This is a genomic window from Pradoshia sp. Z5_111, from assembly GCF_058267535.1.
On record NZ_JBZCPQ010000005.1, the window covers coordinates 304,844 to 326,006 of the forward strand.

11 protein-coding genes are annotated in these 21,163 nt (G+C 36.9%); 9 read left to right on the forward strand and 2 right to left on the reverse strand.

Annotation, left to right across the window (positions count from 1 at the left end):
• The first annotated feature begins 150 nt into the window (after positions 1-150).
• The gene (locus AC4D4A_RS12900; RefSeq protein ID WP_490996278.1) at positions 151-7,083 is read left to right on the forward strand and encodes a Cna B-type domain-containing protein; all 6,933 of its coding nucleotides are present in this window, start codon (positions 151-153) and stop codon (positions 7,081-7,083) included.
• 282 nt (positions 7,084-7,365) lie between these two features.
• On the opposite strand, the gene AC4D4A_RS12905 is transcribed toward AC4D4A_RS12900, so the two are convergent.
• Positions 7,366-7,656, reverse strand: a complete 291-nt coding sequence (locus tag AC4D4A_RS12905) for a hypothetical protein (protein ID WP_490996279.1) — start codon at positions 7,654-7,656, stop codon at positions 7,366-7,368.
• A 257-nt stretch (positions 7,657-7,913) separates the two neighbouring features.
• On the opposite strand from AC4D4A_RS12905, the gene ypfJ reads away from it, so the two are divergent.
• From ypfJ to AC4D4A_RS12945, 8 genes are all read left to right on the forward strand, one after another.
• The gene (ypfJ, locus tag AC4D4A_RS12910; RefSeq protein WP_490996280.1) at positions 7,914-8,741 is read left to right on the forward strand and encodes a KPN_02809 family neutral zinc metallopeptidase; all 828 of its coding nucleotides are present in this window, start codon (positions 7,914-7,916) and stop codon (positions 8,739-8,741) included.
• Between the two features lie 995 nt (positions 8,742-9,736).
• Positions 9,737-11,494, forward strand: coding sequence for a cache domain-containing sensor histidine kinase (locus AC4D4A_RS12915; RefSeq protein ID WP_490996281.1), 1,758 nt, complete (start codon positions 9,737-9,739; stop codon positions 11,492-11,494).
• On the forward strand, positions 11,487-12,968 hold the full coding sequence (locus AC4D4A_RS12920) for a response regulator (protein WP_490996282.1): 1,482 nt from the start codon (positions 11,487-11,489) through the stop codon (positions 12,966-12,968). The genes AC4D4A_RS12915 and AC4D4A_RS12920 overlap by 8 nt, the downstream gene beginning before the upstream one ends.
• A gap of 174 nt (positions 12,969-13,142) precedes the next feature.
• Positions 13,143-14,426 (forward strand): ABC transporter substrate-binding protein, encoded by a 1,284-nt coding sequence (locus AC4D4A_RS12925; RefSeq protein ID WP_490996283.1) that lies wholly within the window; start codon positions 13,143-13,145, stop codon positions 14,424-14,426.
• 69 nt (positions 14,427-14,495) lie between these two features.
• Positions 14,496-15,362, forward strand: a complete 867-nt coding sequence (locus AC4D4A_RS12930) for a carbohydrate ABC transporter permease (protein WP_490996284.1) — start codon at positions 14,496-14,498, stop codon at positions 15,360-15,362.
• An 80-nt stretch (positions 15,363-15,442) separates the two neighbouring features.
• A complete protein-coding gene (locus tag AC4D4A_RS12935) occupies positions 15,443-16,282 on the forward strand; it encodes a carbohydrate ABC transporter permease (protein ID WP_490996331.1) in 840 nt (279 codons plus the stop codon).
• A gap of 47 nt (positions 16,283-16,329) precedes the next feature.
• Positions 16,330-18,987 carry an alpha-L-rhamnosidase gene (locus AC4D4A_RS12940; protein WP_490996285.1) on the forward strand — a complete coding sequence of 886 codons (2,658 nt, stop codon included), beginning with the start codon at positions 16,330-16,332 and terminating at the stop codon, positions 18,985-18,987.
• Positions 18,988-19,158: 171 nt separating this feature from the next.
• Positions 19,159-19,596 carry a VOC family protein gene (locus AC4D4A_RS12945; RefSeq protein ID WP_490996286.1) on the forward strand — a complete coding sequence of 146 codons (438 nt, stop codon included), beginning with the start codon at positions 19,159-19,161 and terminating at the stop codon, positions 19,594-19,596.
• Between the two features lie 300 nt (positions 19,597-19,896).
• Here AC4D4A_RS12945 and AC4D4A_RS12950 read toward each other — a convergent pair whose 3' ends face one another.
• Positions 19,897-21,072, reverse strand: coding sequence for an ROK family protein (locus AC4D4A_RS12950; protein ID WP_490996287.1), 1,176 nt, complete (start codon positions 21,070-21,072; stop codon positions 19,897-19,899).
• Positions 21,073-21,163: the final 91 nt, after the last annotated feature.

Here is a 21,163-nt window from a genome sequence, read left to right on the forward strand (position 1 = left end):
TAGAATAGTTATTATTTTCACTATTATTCTAGTAAATAATATAAATGAGGGGAGATGTTTTGCGAAATTTATTAAATAGAGCTTAAAAGCTGCTCCAAAAAACTTCATAAGGGTGTGTGAATCATGAGATCGACTCGGAGTAGGTACTACATGAAAAAACGCACGAGAAAAAGAGCATTTTCAATTCTGACATTGCTTTTTCTTCTTGTGCAAACGATTTTAACTCCGGTAACTCAGTATGTTAATGCTGACAGTACAACTGTTGGAATCAGTTTCGACAAACCATCTGCTCAAGAAGGAGATATGTTAACAGCGACACTTACTGACAGTGGAGAAGATTCTGGTACATTAACATTCTCTGTACCAACTGGCTTGAGTATTAAGGAATTTACTGAAGGTCAAGACACTATTGATATCAGTAATAAAGATGCTCAATCCTTAAGTTTTACTTGGAAAGAAGAAAGTAATCAAGTTGTGAAAGTGCAAGTATCAGCTGATGCAGCTGGTGATTACATGCCACAACTAACTGCTCAGAACGGAGGTACTCAATCTGTTGCGATTCAGGTCACATCACCAGAACCAGAAGTGACAACTGATGAAACAACAGAAGGTACAACCGAGGAAGAAGGAGTAACTGCTGAAGAAAGTACCCCAGATTTAACTGAGGGTGGAACTGATGTATCAAAAGAACCAGCAGTAGTAACAGAGGAAGAAATTGAAGATAAAGATGAAAAAGGAACTGAAGAAATTACGAAAGATGAAGCTCCTGCTATTCAAGCGGTAAATGAGATGGAAGAGACTGTTCAAGACCGTGCAGGCAGTGAAGAGGAGTCAACTGAAGGTGATAACTCAACATCTACAGATGATGAAAATGGTGCCTTAAGTTTTATAAAACCTAATGATGGAGAATCATATGAATCTAATGCAAATTTATCAGACACTGGAGCTATTCGGTTACCTATTACGATTCGCGATTTTAATGCGGATGGGTATCTATTCGAAATGAGTTTAAACTCTACTTCCGGTAAAAAAGAATTGGTCAATGTAGATATTGGTGATGATAAAAAGCCAGTTTTTAATCAGAATATGCTTGACTATACAAGATCAATGTTTTATTCTGGGGCACCCAATTTATCTGATGCTAAACTCTACTCTATGTTTGATAATTTATTTAATGACTCAGAGAAGAGCGAGACTTTATCAACCTATTTGCCGCTGAAAAAAGAAGGTGAGCGAACATATAGTTATTCAAGTAATCGGTTTTATCCAATTGATGGACTTTTGTTAGAAAATGAAGGTAGAAACCATAATTATCATTTCACTCTGGAAATGCATACGAAGTTCACCTATAAAGGTGGAGAAGAGTTTACGTTTACGGGTGATGATGATGTATGGGTTTTTATAAACGGTAAGCGCGTTATAGATTTGGGCGGTGTTCACGAAGAACAATCAGCCACCATAAAGTTGGATCAGTTGGGTCTTAAAGAAGAAGAAGATTACGATTTTGACTTTTTCTATATGGAACGACACACAACTCAGTCTAACTTAAAAATTACGACATCTATTCAATTTGAACCTAATGTGAGTGCAAAGAAGAGTGTCAATACGACTGAGGCGTTAAACGGAGATAAGCTAACGTACACCTTCACTGCATCTAATACAGGTGAAAAGAGAGCAACAGATGTTACTTTGACAGATACGCTTGATCCAGGATTAACATTAGACACAGATTCAGTAACTTTGAATGGAAACCGTATCAATACTGCTACTTATGATAAAGATTCTAGAGTTCTAACAATCCCAATTGGAGAAATGGCAGCTAATAGTAGTGCTGAAATAAGCTTTAAAGCCACGGTTAATGTGGAAGAATCACTATTCGATAGTGAAAATCAATATATTATTCGTAACTCTGGGCAAATCGATGATACAGTCACAAATGAAGTTACAACAACCATTACTGGACCAGAGAAGACGAGCGTCAATGTCAGCAAGGTTTGGAATGATAACGAGAATGAAGGTCAGCTCCGTCCTGAAAAGGTAACAGTTAAGTTATTTGCTGATGGTCAAGATACGGATAAGACCGTAGAACTAAACGAAGAAAATAACTGGACTGCTACTTTTAAAAACCTAAGGAAATACAATAAGGATGAGGAAGTAATCACCTACACCGTAGTTGAGTCTAATGTGGAAGGATATCGGGTATCTATCACCGGTAATGCTACTGATGGATATATGTTAACCAATACCTTGCAGACTTCAGTGGAAGTGACGAAAACTTGGGATGACGCAAACAACCAGGACGGAATTCGACCTACAAAAGTAACGGTGAACTTACTGGCTAATGAAAATGCGACGGGCAAGACTGTTGAGTTAGATAGTAATAACAACTGGACTGCTACTTTCGATGGGCTTGATAAATACTCTGAAAATGGAACGGAGATTAGCTACACAGTAGTTGAGTCTGCTGTTGAAGGCTATGAGGTTTCAGTCAGTGGAGATGCTGCCAATGGATTTGAGTTAACCAATAGCCATGAGGTGGAGAAAACCGCAATCTCTGGTAAGAAAATTTGGAATGATAGCAACGATCAGGATGGAAAGCGTCCTGAATCTGTAACTATTAACTTATTTGCCAACGGTGATCTCATTGGAACTAAAACAGTAACAGCTGATACCAACTGGGAATTCACTTTTGATAACCTTGATAAGTATGCCAATGGAAATGAGATTACCTATAGCCTAACTGAAAATGCGGTTGAAGACTACAGCACTGATATTGACGGGACAACTATTACCAATTCCTACACACCTGAGCAAACTTCTGTGACGGTGACCAAAACATGGAATGACGGGCAAAAAGCGGACAATCTCCACCCTGACAAAGTCACCGTGAAGCTGCTGGCTGATGGAGAAGAGACTGGCGAGACTGTTGAGCTAAGCCCTGAGAATAATTGGACCAGCACATTCACCAAACTTCCTGTGTATAAAGACGGCGGGAAGAAAATTACCTATACCGTAGCTGAGTCTGAAGTTGAAGGCTATCGAGCATCCATTACTGGAGATGCAAACATAGGTTTTGTGATAACCAATACGGAGCAGACTTCAGTTCAAGTAACGAAGGTATGGAATGATTGCAACAATAAGGACAAGCTTCGTCCAGAAAAAGTATCAGTTAGTCTGCTGGCTGATGGGGATGAAACGGGAAAAACCATTGAATTGAATGGTGATAATGAATGGAAAGCCACATTCCTCAAACTTGATAAATACAATGAGAATGGGGAAGAAATCAACTACACGGTAGCTGAGTCTGAAGTCGAAGGCTATCGAGTATCTATTGCTGGAAATGCGACTGAGGGTTATGTGATAACGAATATCGAGCAGACTTCAGTAAAAGCAAACAAGGTTTGGTCTGATGCGAATAACAAGGATAACCTCCGTCCGGAAAAAGTAACGGTAAGTTTGTGGGCTAATGGTAAGGACACAGGTAAAACCGTTGAATTAAATGATAATAATAACTGGACAGATGAATTCCCTGCTCTTGATAAATACGATAAGGATGGGAAAGAAATCTACTACACCGTAGGTGAAGAAAACGTGGAAGGGTATCGGGTATCTACCACTGGAAACGCGAGCGATGGTTATGTGTTAACCAATACCTTGCAGACTTCAGTGGAAGTGACCAAAACGTGGAATGACGAGGATGACCAGGACGGAATTCGCCCTGACGAAATCACGGTGAGCTTGTTAGCTAATGGCGCTGAAACAGGTAAAACCGTTCAGTTAAATGATACAAATAACTGGACAGATAAATTCCTCAAACTTGATAAATACAATGAGGATGGGGAATTAATCACCTACACCGTAGCCGAGTCCGCTGTTGAAGGCTATGAGGTTTCAATTAGTGGAGATGCTGCCAAGAGATTTGAGTTGACCAATACCCATGAGGTGGAGAAAACCTCTATCTCTGGTAAGAAGATCTGGGATGATGGAGACAATCGAGATGGAAAACGTCCAGAATCTGTCACTATTAACTTGTTGGCAAACGGTAATCTGCTCAACTCTGTTACAGTAACGGCTGAGGACAACTGGGAGTATACTTTTAATAATCTTGATAAGTATGCAAATGGAAATGAAATTGCCTATAGCCTAACTGAGAATAGGGTTGAAGATTATAGTACCAAGTTTGAAGGAACGACAATTATTAATACCTATACACCTGAGCAAACTTCTGTTACGGTAACTAAAGTTTGGAATGACGGGGACAATGAGGACAAACACCGCCCTGAGGAAGTAACGGTGAGTCTGCTGGCTGATGGAAAAGAAACAGACCAGACTGTTGTGTTGAACCCTGATAATAACTGGACCAATACTTTCACTGAGCTTAATGTATATAAGGACGGTGGAAAGAAAATCATCTATACCGTAGCTGAGTCTGATGTCGAAGGCTATCGTGTATCTATTACTGGAAACGCATCTCAGGGTTATGTAATAACCAATACTGAGCAGACTTCAGTAGAAGTGACCAAAGCTTGGGACGATGCAGATAATCAGGACGGACTTCGCCCTGAGGAAGTAACGGTGAGCCTGTTGGCTGATGGTAGTAAGACAGGTAAGAATATTGTATTGAATGGTGAAAATGATTGGACTCACACATTCACTGAGCTAGATAAGTACAATGAAAGTGGAGAGTTAATTGACTACACAGTAGTTGAACCCGAAGTGCCGAAGGGCTACACCGATACTGTCACTGGAGATGCAAAAGAAGGTTATAAAGTATATAACATTCATCTGCCGAAACAGACTTCAGTGAAAGTGAATAAGACTTGGAATGACGCGGACAACCAGGATGGAGTTCGTCCGAATAAAGTCACTATGAGTCTATTTGCGGACGGTAAAGACACAGGCGAAACAATTGAGTTGAATGATGAAAATAATTGGACTGGCGTTTTTGCCCAACTCGATGTGTACAGGGATGGTGGTCAAGAGATTTCCTACACTGTAGTTGAGTCTAACGTACCACAAGGCTACACCGATGCGATTACGGGAGATGCTGCTGAAGGATTTAAGGTTACCAACACTCATGAACTTGAAACAATCGACGTTTCCGGTACAAAAACATGGGATGATGCCAACAACCAAGACGGAAAACGCCCTGAAAGCATCACAGTGAACCTATTGGCTGACGGTGAGAAAATTGGCAGCAAGACTGTGACTGAAGAAGATGAGTGGACGTACAGTTTCACCAACCTTCCGAAATATAAGGAAGGTAAGGTAGGCCAAGAAATTGAGTACACTTTGACAGAGGAAGCAGTTGCTGAGTACGATACAGTCGTTGATGGCTATAACATCACCAACACTCATACACCTGAGAAATTCAACATCTCTGGTACAAAAACATGGGATGACAACAAGGATCAGGATGGCAAACGTCCAGAATCTATTACGGTGAACTTGTTTGCTAACGAAGAGAAAATCGATAGCGCAACAGTGACACCTGATGAGGCAGGCAACTGGAAGTATACCTTCAAAGATCTTGATAAGTACGCTGATGGTAAGGAAATCAAGTACACTGTGACTGAGGAACCAGTTCCTGGATACAAAGCAACAGTTAAGGATTTCGACATCACTAACAGCTATGAGCTTGGTAGCGTATTGGTGAATAAAGAGGTGACTGGAATATCTAAGGATCACTTGGATGCTGCTGAGTTTACCTTCATTATTACAGGCCCAGATGGTTCTGAAGAAATCATCATACTTGCCGGAGATAGTAAGGTACTAAAAGGCTTGAACCCTGGCAAGTATACCATCAAAGAGATTAAGCCTGATCAAGCTTACAGTAACGAATCTTATAACTATCTTGGAACAAGCTATCAAGTCAGCGGTACGGAAGAATCCGTAGAAGCGCTTGAAGCTCAAATCGTGGTAAGTGAAAACAATAGAAGGGTAGTAACCTTCACTAATCATTATGAGCCGGTTGGGGATTTGAAAGTAGTTAAAGTCGATTCTGCAGATGACACGAAAGTCTTGGAAGGAGCAGAATTTACGCTTACTGATAAAGATGGAAATGTCCAAACTCTAACTACTGATAAAGAAGGGGTAGCGTTCTTTGAGAACTTGCCATATGGAGAATATAAATTAAAAGAAACGAAGGCTCCTAAAGGATACATTTTCAAAGAAGGACAAAAATGGACAGTTACAATTGATGATCAATCCGTAGTTGAAATGCCAATTGAAAACACCAAAGGAACACCTAGTCTTGAAGTGTCCAAAACAACAGACAAACAACAGTACAAACAAGGTGAAACCATCCATTATACAATCACCGTGAAGAATACTGGTGACATTGATTTGGAAGGAATCGAACTTGAAGGCATCTTCAGTAAAAATGGCGATGCTAGTATTGGACAATTGGAACTTGAAGGCTATAAAGGTCCAATTAATCTTAAGATTGGCGAAAGAGCTACGTATACAGTTGACTATGTGATTCCGAAAACAGACCTTGCTGATACAACGTATACAAATGTAATAACAGCGATTGTAGACGGTATGGATCCAATCAGTGATGAAGTAACAGTCATCGTTGATCCTACTTACGCTCTTGATGTGAAAAAAGAAGCGGATAAAGAAGAGGTTAAAGTCGGAGAAACTATCACATACACTATTGCTGTTACGAACACAGGCAAACACGTCTTGGCTGATGTGAACGTAGTCGACGAAATGGTTGGTCTCGATACGGTTATTGAAAAACTGGAAGCAGACGAAACTAAAACCTTTACAGTCAAACATGTGGCTACTGCAGAGGACGTTGGTGAATTAACGAACGTTGCGGTAGCGAAGGTGGTTGTGAATGGTGAGGAAATAGTTGAGGAAGGTTCTGTAACAGTTAAAGTAGCTACAAATGAAGAGGTTCTAGGATTTGTTCAAGATGACACAGCTGCAGATCAAGAAGAACCAACTATTATGGAAGTGGTGCAAAACTTCATTGAAAATCCTAAAACTGGCCAATCTACATTAAATATTCTGTTGGTTTTAGGTGTATTCCTTATCGCTGGTAGCGGCTTGTATGTTTGGAAAAGAAAACATTAAGCCTTCAGAGTAAGTGAATACTAATTAATAGAAAACCAGCTTGGGTGGATTTACTCAAGCTGGTTTTTCTTATTTTATGAATTTTATATAAATGGTGATCCATCTATACGGCGGTCTTATGTAAAAATTCACTTTATAATAATGATTCCAGCTTACTAATCCTTGCCCAACTAAGGTGGGAAATATCTCTATTAAATTTAGAAGGTAGTATAAATTCTATTTATGATAGTAGATTGTTTAGTAGAGGTGTAAATCTTAAGATGTGAGATCAGTAAGCCGGGGTTAGTGTGTATTAAGATTTCTTAAGTCTGTCATAAAATCTTCGTAAAGCTCTTCTTGGCCCAAAGACTTTGCCAGATTCATAAGGTCTAAATAGTCGTCCGATGTTAGGACAGTTTCGTCTAAACTATGCAAATATTCATAACGGAATGTTCTTTTTCTTAGGTTATAAACTGGTTTTCTAAAATAGACAGTGGCTATTTGCTTGGCATTGTCTATTTGAGCAATTACTCCTTCTACTTTTTCTCCTTTTTCAATAATAAATACCGGTCTCCCCACTTTGAATGCTTTCATTTTTAAACATCCTTTATTATTGATTTTTTGTACTTTTCTATATATAAAATATATACCCTTTGTTGTAAATTAGTACTCAATTTAATAATTTCTAAAGAAAATAATAGAATATTACTAGGAATTATGGACAGAGTGAGAGATTTGGCCCATCTTCATTACATTAGGAAATAAGCTAATCTACTAATCTCATGAATTACTTCCATTCAATTACGGGTATAAGCAATAAATAGGATTAGAGACGATTGGGAGGAAATTGTATGAAATGGAAGGGCAGAAGAGCCAGTACAAACGTGGAAGACCGCAGAGGCATGGGCAGTAAAGGGATCATCGGCGGTGGGATTGGCGGTATTATACTATTGTTGGTGATTACATTTTTAGGTGGAAATCCTACTGAACTATTAAATCAGCTGGGAGGAAGCACATCTACCAATACTACAAATACAGAGTACGTTGGAACACAGGAAGAAGAGGAGCTCGCTGAATTTGTATCGGTCGTTTTAGCTGATACTGAGCAGGTTTGGACTAAGCTTTTTAAAGAGGAGGGCTTGGTATATGAAGAGCCTACTCTTGTTATCTATAATGATAGTGTTCAATCAGCCTGTGGAACGGCTGGGTCATCTGTCGGTCCATTCTATTGCCCGGGAGACCATAAGCTTTACATAGATTTAAGCTTTTATAATGAGCTGAAAAGGGAGTTTCAAGCACCGGGTGATTTTGCGATGGCCTATGTTGTCGCCCATGAAGTCGGCCACCATGTACAAACCTTATTGGAAACCGATAAAAATCAGCAGCGTACAAGCTCGAATGACTATTCAGTACGCTTTGAATTGCAGGCTGATTACTTAGCCGGTGTATGGGCTCATCATGCTGAGAGTATGGATTTACTTGAGGAAGGGGATATGGAGGAGGCTATCACAGCAGCCAGTGCCGTTGGTGATGATACAATCCAAAAAAGAGCTCAAGGGTATGTGGTTCCGGAGAGCTTTACTCATGGTTCATCTGAACAACGGAAGCGTTGGTTTAAAAAAGGATATAAATCCGGGAATTTAGAGGATGGGGACACCTTTAATGTGAAAAATCCATAAGGGAGAAATTCTTTTTTTGTGGTGACATTTAAAAGATAGACACGGTTATTTCATTAGTCAGCGGGTTGGAAATGAGTTCGTTATTGTATCGAACTCATTTCTGTTAAATTTGACATTTACCTATTTTGTATTACATGTATATTTTTGGGGTAAGTTGAATGTAAACCAGTAGCATCTATTCAGGAAAATATAAAATATATAATCCAGATAACGATTTTGTTTATTGATTTAAAAGATTAAAAGCCAACAGATATAAATATAGTCGTTTTGTAATTTTTTGTATTAAGAAGTGTATCTTATGGTATATTTATCAAAAGTAAGTAATTGCTTAACTATGAGTTCTTTGAAATATAGGAGCGACCTACATATTCATACAAATTTCTATCAAGTATCAATAGAAACGGTGCAGTAGAGTCCATAATCGTCCTAGGTGAGAATTTGGACTTATATTTATACAAATCAATGGCCATTAGAGAGTATAGACGTTCATTAACTGGAGTTGTCTACTGATACAGAAAATATTATTGTGCAGAGAAGTCGAACATTGGTATTACGTTTTAGTGAATTTACATTAGAGTATCAGTGACTGTTATTTTATTCAGTTCGCCGAAAAAGCAGATTGATAAGTAAGTCTATTAACGGGAAGTAATGCTTCTATCATACCTAAAAGTACAATCGTTCCGAGAATGACTCAGGCTGTACAATGGATTACGCAAAAAAATTTAAAACATATTCCGGTTATAAACAATTATATAAGTGGCTCTAGTAGTTGGAATCCATTGATCAATGAAAGCTGTCTATATTTTGGTGGAGGATCGGTGAGAATGTTTAGATAAAAATGTTCGTATGAAAAATGGAATATAGATTATTTTTTAAGTATTACTATCGGGGCCTAAAAAGGTTGGGAGAACGGTTATAATTATATACTACAGTAATGCAGAATATACAATATTTTTGTAAGCGTTTTCCTTTTTTGACCTATTGGGGGTGAACGTATGTTTAAATTTGTCAAAAAAATAGCGGGCTGGAGTAAATTAAATGAAGTAAGATATTCCTATTTTCTAATAATGGTTATTGGATCAACCATTCCTCTAGTTATTCTTGGTGTAATTTCTTTGAATATTTCGAAAAACACACTAGCAAATCATCAAATCAATGCTACCGAAAATCATTTAGCGACTTATTCTCAAACTACTGATTTAATTTTCACTAATATTATTAACTTGCAAAGAATCATTACCTGGAATTCAACGATTCAGAATGAACTAAAAAAAGGTGCCTTGGTTGATAAAGATTCTGAATTATCATTGGATCAAAGTACAGTGAAGAGATTGGAAAAATTAATAAATAGTTACTTTATTGATACACAGAATATATCCTCTATTTGTTTATTTGATGCTAATCAACGCTCAGTTTGTTACGGAAATACTATTAGTATGGGGATGTACGATAAGCCGGGTGTATATAAATATATTCAGTATAATGACTGGTTTAAACTGACAACGGAAGCGAAAGGGAGGTCCATGTTTTTTAGTCATAATGTACTTAATAGCCTTTCGGAGAATACATTTTCTTCTGCAAAACTCATTCTGAATTCCAGTAATGTATTTGAAGAGGAAATATTAGGGATGCTTGTTGTCAATGTTGATAAAGCTATTTTTAATAGAATGTTTAAAAAAAGAGGAGCTAATAGTATCACGATTTATGATGAAAAGATCGGTCAAATTAAGCAAGTGTATACTCAGTCTAAGGCTAATGATTATAAAGAAGTACAAGCAGAAAATCTAGAAGAAAAGCTTATTGGTATTGAACAAAATGGATATTTAGTGAGTAGCATTAAAAACGAGACAACAGGTTGGAATATTGTAAATATTATTAAGAATGATGATCTATACGCCAGTTCATCATACATTAGGTGGGTCACAGCAATCATTTCATTTATCATGGTGATTCTATCATTCTTCTTTTCGTTTGTTGCATCAGGAAAAATGACCAAGCCGGTCATAAATTTAAAAAATATGATATCCATTTGGGGTGAAGACTTATCCCACAAAAAAAATGAAATAGAGATAATTGGAGAAACATTTAAAAAGGTTACTTCTGAAAATGAAAAATTAAACAGTAGATTAATTGAATCGAAATTAAAAGCAAAAGAGGCGGAATTACAAGTATTACAAGCTCAAATAAAGCCCCACTTTTTATACAATACTTTAGACTCACTTTACTGGATGGCCACTCTTCAAAAAAATGATGATATTGCCAAGATGGTTCTGGCTCTCTCGGAAAGTTTTAAAATCAGCTTAAGTAACGGAAAAGATTTCATATTTGTCGAGGAAGAGCTGACACATATCAAGCATTTTCTGACCATACAAAACTTAAGATATAAAGATAAATTCCAGTACATTGAAAAAGTTGAAGAATCATTAATGCATAAGAAAATTTTAAAGCTACTGTTACAGCCAATTATTGAAAATGCTGTATACCATGGATTGGAACAAAAATTAGGTACTGGTACAGTTATTCTGACAGGTCGGTTGGATGAAGACTATGTTGTATTTACGATTGAGGATGATGGAGTTGGTATCTCGAATTTGCATAGCATTAAACCAGGATTTGGATTGAATAATGTAGAGGAAAGATTATTGTTATACTATGGACCGCATAGTTCGTTAACTATTAAAAGTGAAAAAGATATTGGGACGATAATCGAGATTAGATATAAAGATAGGCTGGAGGATGATCTTGATGCTTAAGGCAATGGTCTGCGATGATGAATATATCGTTCTCGAAGGCTTGAAAAATTTAATTGATTGGTCAAGTTATAATGTTGAACTAATAGGAACATCGAACAATGGGCTGGAGGCTTTAAACTTATATCATACACATAAGCCAGATATTATATTTACGGACATTAGAATGCCGGGATGTACAGGGTTGGAGTTCATCGAAAAAGTTCTCAAGGAATCCCCTGAGACGATTTGTATTGTATTTAGTGGTTTTAATGATGTCGACTATTTAAAAAAAGCTATTAAACTGGGTGTAATAGATTACTTAGAAAAGCCGATAACCATAGAGATGGTTGAAGAGGTTCTGCAGCGCTGCATAAAAATTTATAATAATCAAAGGAATATGGAATCAAAAATTAAAGTTAATAAAAGTACTAGATTAGAGAACGCTACTATGGATATTTTGTATGAAGGGAATCAGGCACTTCGTAAGTGGGAGGAGGCTTTTGGAGTAAATTCAAACCAAATTGTTGGCTTAACTGCCCTTGCATATGATTATAAAGAAATGGTTCCGTTTATCCAACAATCTGATGAAGAAATATTTGTTCAAGTCAGAAATGAAAATCATAGATGTATGGTTATTTATCATATGACGGAAAATTTCAACAAAACCTTAAACAGAATTAGGAATATTTCACCAGAAATTACGTTTGGAGTCGGACATACATATACAAGAATAAGCAGCCTTGATAAAAGTTATAATGAAGCGATTCGAGCCTTAAAATATGGAATATTTAATTCAAAGACCGGGTTTGTTTATTTTGATGAAATGATAAAAAGTTCGAATGTATCGATTAATCTTGATTGTATTATTGAACCTATTTTATTAAACCTTAAATTAGGTAGATCTCAAGAAATGAATAAACATGTAAATGAGTTTATTCAGCAATTATATTTGACCACTTGCCATCTGGAATTAATCGAAAGTGAAATTTTAAAACTAGTTTACTTATGCCTAAAAGTTGCAGAAGATTTGAATCTTCATTTGGAATTGCTAAATAAGTTAGATTATTTTCCACAACAGGAAATTAGACATTTAGGCACAAGGGAAGAGATGTTCAACTGGTTGAATGAACAAATGGGAATGATTCTAACCTTAATAAAAGATTCGCAGCTTGTTAAGAATATGAGTCAAGTAGATAAAGCTCGGTTATATATAAAGACATATTATTATAAAGATTTAACCCTGCAGGAAGTTGCTGAGTATGTAGGGTTGAATTCTACCTATTTTAGTGTTTTGTTTAAAGAGAAAGTAGGCATGCCCTATATTAAATACTTGACTCAGATAAGAATGGAGCAAGCTAAGAAGTTACTGTCAGACGGTCAAAAAGTAACAGAGGTAAGTGAAAAAGTGGGATACCATAGCTATAGACACTTTTCAGAGACATTTAGGAAATATTTTGGAGAAAAACCAGGAGATTATAGAAAACAGGGGATATAAACTCACCGACGAGGTGGGTTTATTTTATTTGGCCATTTCAAAAAAAATAGTACATAAATACAAATTAAGCGAACTATGAAACATTTGTGTAAGCCCTTACAATTATTATGAACAATAGTTGTAAGGAATAGGGAGGGAACAATCTTGCCTGAAGCAAAAAAAGGAGGCTTTATCATGAAAGTTAGGATATCATTCTTAATCATCATTGCACTGATCGTGAGCGTAATGGCTGGGTGTAATGATAGCTCAAGTGGATCTGAATCCAAACAAGTAACTTTATTAATCCCAAACTCAACTACAAAAAAGGGAGTGGAGGCAATTGCTAATATAGTTGAGGAGAAGTATGGGATCAAGACAGTGTTCGAGTCGTCCCCAAGCGGTGCTGAAGGAGATAATTTAGTAAAAACTCGTTTAGCTACAGGGGATATGTCAGATTTGTTATTGTATAACTCCGGTTCTTTGTTACAAGCATTAAATCCAAAGAAAAATTTTGTGGATATCAGTAAGGAACCATTCGCAGAAAATATTATGGATTCATATAAGGATGTTGTTTCTATAGATGGAGCAGTCTATGGTATTCCGTCTTCATCCGTTGGTGTTGGGGGCTGGCTCTATAATAAGAGAGTCTATAAAGAATTAGGTCTTTCCATTCCTAAAACATGGGATGAATTGATGAATAATAATGAAAAAATTAAAGCTGCTGGTCTTACTGCAGTAATTGGTACTTATAAAGATACATCAACTTCCCAAATGATTTTCCTCGAAGATAATTACAATGTAATAGCCGAGGAATCTGATTTTCCGGAATTATACACAGCTAATAAAGCTAAAGTAGCTGATACACCTGCAGCATTACGAGGATTTGAAAAATTACAGGAAGTCTATGAAAAAGGATTTCTAAATAAAGATTTTCTTTCAACAAAATATGAAGCTGGTGTAAAGATGCTGGCTGAAGGTACGGGTGTTCATTATCCTCAGCTGTCTGGTTTAATCTATACAGTTGCAGAAAATCATCCAGAAGCGATTGATGATATTGGGGTATTTCCTCAGCCATCTGATAACGCAGAAGTAAATGGATTTACTGTATGGATGCCACCTGCTATTTATGCCAATAAAAACGGAAAAAATGTAGAATTAGCTAAAAAATGGATGGAAGTTTTTGTTTCACAAGAAGGTGTAGATGCTTATATGTCTGCAGTCTCCATTGATGGTCCTTTAGCAGTTAAAGACGTAGAACTGCCAGATGATGTTTATCCAATGGTGAATGATATACTACCATATTTTGAAGAGGGCAAGACCACACCAGCTCTTGAATTTTTATCACCTATTAAGGGTCCGAATTTGGAACAGATCACGACAGAAGTAGGAAGTGGCATTAAATCAGCTCTCGAAGGGGCTAAGGCTTATGATAAAGATGTTGCCAAGCAGGCTAAGCAATTAGGAATTGAAGGCTGGTAGGTTTTTGGATGGTAATCCCGCTATTAACAGCGGGATTACTTAAATCATTTCAATGAGGATGTGTTGCAAATGAATAAGATTAATGCACGTACATATAGTTATTATTTTTTAGTGCCAGCCGCCATCATCTACTTTATCTTCTTTTTGTTGCCAACCATTCTATCCTTCTTTTTTAGTATGACATGGTGGACATTAACAGATTGGAAATTCATAGGATTAGAGAATTTTAAAACATTTCTTTCTGAGCCTTCTCTAAATATAGGCTTTAAAAATACCATCGTTTATGCTGTTGTCACTAGTGGATTAAAGGTAGTGATTGGTTTGTTATTGGGAGTTTTTCTAAGTAGAAAGCTTAGAACAATCAGTTTTATTCGGTCAATGATTTTTTTTCCTGCACTGCTAAGTACGATAGCAGTGGGAATTGCTTTTTCATCCTTGATGCATCCATCACAGGGAGCGATTAATAAAACTCTTGAAATTATAGGCATTATTGGGCCTGACTGGTTAGGAAATGCGAGCCTGGCACTTATATCAGTAGCCTTAGTTGATGTATGGAAGGGTGTGGGAATAGCAACGGTTATTTTTATAGCTGGAATTATGTCAATTCCTGAGGATTACTTTGAAGCTCTGGAAATGGATGGGGGGAATGCTTGGCATAAATTTTGGAGTATCACTGTACCTTTAAGTCGGCCAGCAATGAATACCGTCATTATTCTTTCCTTTATTGGCGGGTTGAGAACGTTTGATCTAATTTGGGCTATGACCAAAGGTGGGCCAGGATTCAGTACGGATTTAATCGCATCTATCATTTACAAACAATATCAGGCCGGTTTTTATGGTTTATCAACAGCTGGAAATGTTATTTTGTTCATACTGGTTTCTATACTTGTCTTTCCTCTGTATACATTTTTGAATAGAAAAGAGGTTGATTTGTAATGAATAAACAACTAAAAGATGCTTCAGGTCAACCTATCATTCATGTTGAAGATCAGCCAGCTAAAAAACATACTCATTTCATGTTTTTAAAGAAGAGAAGGGGAATCTTACAATTTTTAACGGAAGCCTTTGCTGTGATTTTGACACTTATCATTTTCGGAATTCCTATCTATTTTGTGTTTGTAAATGCAGCAAAAAGTGCGAAAGAAGCAGCTCTGTTGACATTATCATGGCCATCAGGTTTTCAATTAATAGAAAATATTAAAGAAGTATTTGCTTCAGAGAATGGTATGATTGTTCGAGCTTTTATGAATAGTGGGATTATCACCGTTCTTTCAATACTACTATTAATCTTATTCGGGGCAATGGCTGGGTATGTTTTACATCGGAAAACAAGCAAATGGACGCCTTTGTTCAATTTTCTAATATTAGCGGGTTTAATTATCCCTCCGGCTGTTGTTCCAACCATTTGGGTCCTTGACGGTCTGGGGCTGTTTAAGACTTTACCCGGTATTGTATCTGTTGAGGTAGCTTTGAATCTTCCATTTACTATTATGTTATATAGAAGCTTTATGGCTACTATTCCAAGGCAATTGGATGAAGCGGCACTGATTGATGGATGCGGTAAGTTCAGGCTTTTCTTTTCAGTGATTTTCCCGTTGCTAAAACCAGTATCAGCAACGGTTATCGTACTAACTGCAGTAGGTGTGTACAATGACTTCGTAAATCCTTTATATTTCTTTCCTGGATCTGAAAATGCAACTTTACAGTTAACGTTATATAACTTTATGAGTTTATATAGCACTCAATGGAATTTGTTATTTACAAATATTCTATTAATATCAATCCCGCCATTAATTTTATTTATCTTCTTTAATAAACGGATTGTTGCCGGTATGACGTCAGGAGCAATTAAATAGTTTGTCCAATTGAGATTTTTAACTAAAAATAATGGAGTGGATAAAACATGATTTTAATTAGAGAAGTTAGTTGTGAATATGCAAATAATCCTATAGGATTGGATATTCATAAACCAAGATTAAGCTGGAAAATTTCATCTGATAAAAGAGGAGTCTTTCAAACTGACTATCAAATACAAGTGTCTTTTAATGAAAGTTTTGATCAACTAGTATTTGATTCAGGTAAAATAACATCCTCGGATAGTATCCATATTGAATTAAAAGATTTAACTGTATCTTCTCAAAAAAGATATTATTATAGAATTAAAATTTGGAGTAATGATGAACAATCAGAATGGTCAGAGACGGCCTTTTGGGAAATGGGTTTACTTCAAGAAAATGATTGGACTGCTGAATGGATTAGCCCACCCTTATCTGTTTTTTCGCCCGATAGAAAAGAATGTCCGGTATTACGGAAAAATTTTGTTATTGAAAAGAATGTTAAGTCAGCAAGAATTTATACTACAGCTTTAGGATTGTATACTTTATTCTTAAATGGAAGAAAAGTTGGGGATAGATATTTTACACCAGGATGGACCAGCTATAATAAAAGATTGCAATATCAGACCTATGATGTAACCCATCTTCTGAATGAAGGTGAACAAAATGTTGTTGGAGCATTCCTTGGCAATGGGTGGTTTAAAGGCAACCTGGCTTGGGAGCATAAAAGACATATATATGGGAATCGATTAGCCTTGTTGTTTTTATTAAAGGTAACCTATGAGGATGGAACAACAACAGAAATTATATCAAATGGTAATTGGAAGGTAAACGAGGGGCCAATTCGTTATTCTGAGATATATCATGGTGAAACCTATGATGCTAGAAAATATGATCCATCTTGGAGTACTGCGGAATATAATGATGATAATTGGGGGGCAGTTGAGGTTATCACGTATCCAAAAACACATCTAGTTGCTCAATATACTGAACCTGTTCGAGCAATAAATTATATTAATCCAATCAAGTTATTTACTACTCCTAAAGGAGAAGTGGTAATTGATATGGGACAAAACATGGTTGGATGGATCAGATTTAGTATTCGTGGTCACAAAGGACAGGAAGTACAGCTAAAACATGTTGAAGTTCTTGACCATGAAGGTAATTTATATGTTGACAATCTGCGTACAGCTAAACAAACTATTCGTTATATTTGTAAAGGTGACGAGGTAGAAACGTATGAACCAACGTTTTCGTTTCAAGGGTTTCGATATGTGCAACTGATTGGTTTTAATGAAAACAGCATTAAATTAGAGGATTTTATAGGTGTAGTCTTGCATACAGACATGGCTGAAACAGGTTATTTTGAATGTTCAGATCCACTCATTAATCAATTGCAGCATAATATTAACTGGGGATTAAAAGGAAATTTTCTAGATGTTCCAACAGATTGTCCACAGAGGGATGAAAGATTGGGATGGACCGGTGATGCACAGATGTTCATCCGAACGGCTTCTTATTTAAGAAATGTTGCTCCTTTTTTTACAAAATGGCTTAAGGACCTGAAGGCTGATCAAAAAGAAAATGGCAGTGTTCCATTCGTTGTTCCTGATGTTTTACAAGGTGATGAAAATGAGTCAGCTGCATGGGGAGATGCTGCCGTTATATGCCCATGGACAATCTATCAATGTTATGGGGATACTCGTATTTTGGAAGAACAGTATGATAGCATGAAGGCATGGATAGAATACATCAGAAAAGAAGGAGAAAACGAGTATCTCTGGAACACAGGATTTCATTTTGGGGATTGGCTAGCATTAGATTCTAAACCTGATAGCAGTATTGGTGCGACTGATAAAGATTTTATTGCTACAGCGTTCTATGCTTACTCAACTCATTTACTGCAAAAATCTGCAGAAATTATTGGTAAACTTTCAGATGCAAAGGAATATAAAATTTTATATGAAAACATACTGAAAGAATTTTCCAATGAGTTTATAACTCCTTCAGGAAGAATTGCCGTTTCAACCCAAACTGCACAACTACTGCCATTAATGTTTGATTTAATTGATGGGACAGCAAAGGATAAAGCTATAAATAAATTAATCACATTGCTTGAAGATACAAACTATCATTTAACTACTGGTTTCGTAGGAACGCCTTACTTGAATTTAGTTTTATCGGAACATGGATATACCGATGTTGCTTATAAATTATTATTTCAACGGGATTATCCATCTTGGCTCTATCAAGTTACTAAAGGGGCTACAACGATTTGGGAACATTGGGATGGAATAAAAGAAGACGGCAGCTTTTGGAGCGATGAAATGAACTCCTTTAATCATTATGCATATGGTTCCATAGGAGATTGGTTATATCGAAAAGTAGCGGGAATTGATATGGAAAATGATTCATGTGCCTATAAAAATAGTTTAATTAATCCATTACCAAACGACGGTTTAAGCTACGCTAAAGGAGAGCTTGAAACGATGTATGGAACGATAAGATCCAGTTGGGAAAAACATGATAGTGGCTATCATATACAAGTATCTATACCTGCTAATACTACAGGTAGAATCATTTTTCCTGAATCAGTAAACGTTACAATTCATGAACATGGTACATTGAATGAACTGGAATATGTAGATGGTGTATTGGCTGTAGATAAAACAGAAAGTGGTGTTTCTGCAATAGTTGGATCCGGTGATTATTATTTTATCTATTAAAAAGGATTTAATTCCGGGAATTTAGAGGATGGAGATACCTTTAATGTGAAAAATCCATAAGGAAGAAAAAAAGGCCTGCTTCGCGAAGCAGGTTTTATTTTTATCTATTTTTAACAGGAAAAGCCTAATAGATATCGAACTAATAGAGTAAACCATTTAGGAGGAGAAACAATGAATCGATTAAACTTGGTAACGCTTGGAACACGGAATATTATAGAATCCCATCGATTTTATAAAGAATTGGGCTTTGACATGTCCATGATTGGTCCGGAATCTAGTCCACATGTAATTTTCTTTAAAAATGAAGGGTCCTGTATTTCTTTGTATCCATTGGAGGATTTAGCGCGTGATCTTGATAAGAATAATCCGCCAAATTTAACTTCTGTTTTTTCAGGAATTACGCTAGGGTATAATGCGAAATCAGCCGAGGAGGTAGACCGTGTTATGGAAAAAGCGGAGCAGGTTGGCGCGAAAATTGTGAAACAGCCTGAAAAAACAGACTGGGGCGGATATGGCGGTTATTTTACAGATTCGGACGGATATTATTGGGAAGTGGCATATGGTGAGATGTGGCAATTTGATGAGTCCAACATGTTGGTTATTGAATAGAAGGATGTAAATATTCCTTTTTAGGTACATAAAAAGGGCGCATACAAGCGTCTGCGTCAACATAATAGAGTTATTGTCTTGCGACTTTTTAGTTGCCTTAGAACTGATATTTGCGGGCTTTATCCTTTGCGGTGACCGTTCATACAGTTCTTTTTTCTGTGCTTTTCTTTTGACTGTATAGTTTTCTTTAGAATGGCTTTTGTTAGTCCAAGTGTTTTCTTGCCAGCCTAACCGTGGAATATACTTCTACTTGATCATTCTTATCAACTTTGTTACGGGAGGCAATAAAAAAGGCCAACCTTATAGGTTAACCTTTGATTGTTTACAAACCAATTGGATAAAATTTTCAACTGCGAAGGCTGAGACTCCAAGTGCAGCTGAATAGATGGATAAATTGGAAAACTGAATCCGCAGCTGGGATTTGGAAGCATCCAGTGCACATTCTCGTGCGACATGTTCAACTTCATTTTTCAATAAATCCTTTGCCATAGCAAGGCGGTTTCCGATAATGATTTGCTCGGGATTTAACGTGTTCGCGATGCTGGCAATACCGATTCCAAGGTACTTTGCTGTTTCTGTAAAGATTGCTTGGATCTGTTTATCGCTCTCTGCTTGTTCAATTAATTTTTCGAGTGTCCATTCTTTATTTGATGGGAGTAGGGTAGAAGCCTTTTTAATCAATGCCTTTTCAGAAGCGTATAATTCCCAGCATCCTTTGCTTCCGCATGAGCAGGGCAATCCATCATATTGAATAATCATATGGCCCATTTCACCGGCAAATCCATTGGATCCACGGTAGAGTTCACCGTTTAAGATCATTCCAACTCCTATTCCAATTCCGGCACTTATATAAACCGTATTGTTTGATGATTGTCCGGGACCTATCATTTTCTCCGCAAAGGCCCCTGCATTTGCTTCATTTTCGATTATGACTGGCAGATTAAATTCGTCCTGAATTTGGTTCTTTAATTGCTTCTGTTTCCAATCTAAATTAGGAGCGAGCAGAAGTTCCCCATCTATGTTTACCATTCCTGGAACAGCCAGCCCAATCCCCACGACTCCATAGGTACTAGCAGGAGCTGAAGTGAGGAGAGAACGAATTAACTCATTTATAATCTGTACAGCTTCGTCATAGTTTGGATTCATAGCTGGCTGTTTGAATTCTTTAATGATGTTGCCTTTAAGGTCTGTAAGGACCCCAAGTATATAATTCACTCCAATATCAATACCAATCACATGAGCAGTGGAATGTTGAAAGAGAAGCATGACCGGACGCCTGCCGCCACTCGATTCCCCCGGACCCGTTTCATAACAGATATTCGCTTCCAAAAGCTCGTTGACCAGGGTGGAGACCGTGCCCTTTGTCAGGCCGAGTTTTTGCGCTAAATCAGCTCTTGATATAGGTGCATTATCTCGAATGGATTCTAATATTCTTAGTTTATTATTGATTTTAATGGTTTGCTGATTCCACTTCATATCTATACTCCTTCTTTCTATCTCTATTGTTAGTTATACCATACTCTTTCAAAACAAAAAACATCGTTCATCGGCCTGGGGAAAGTAAGCT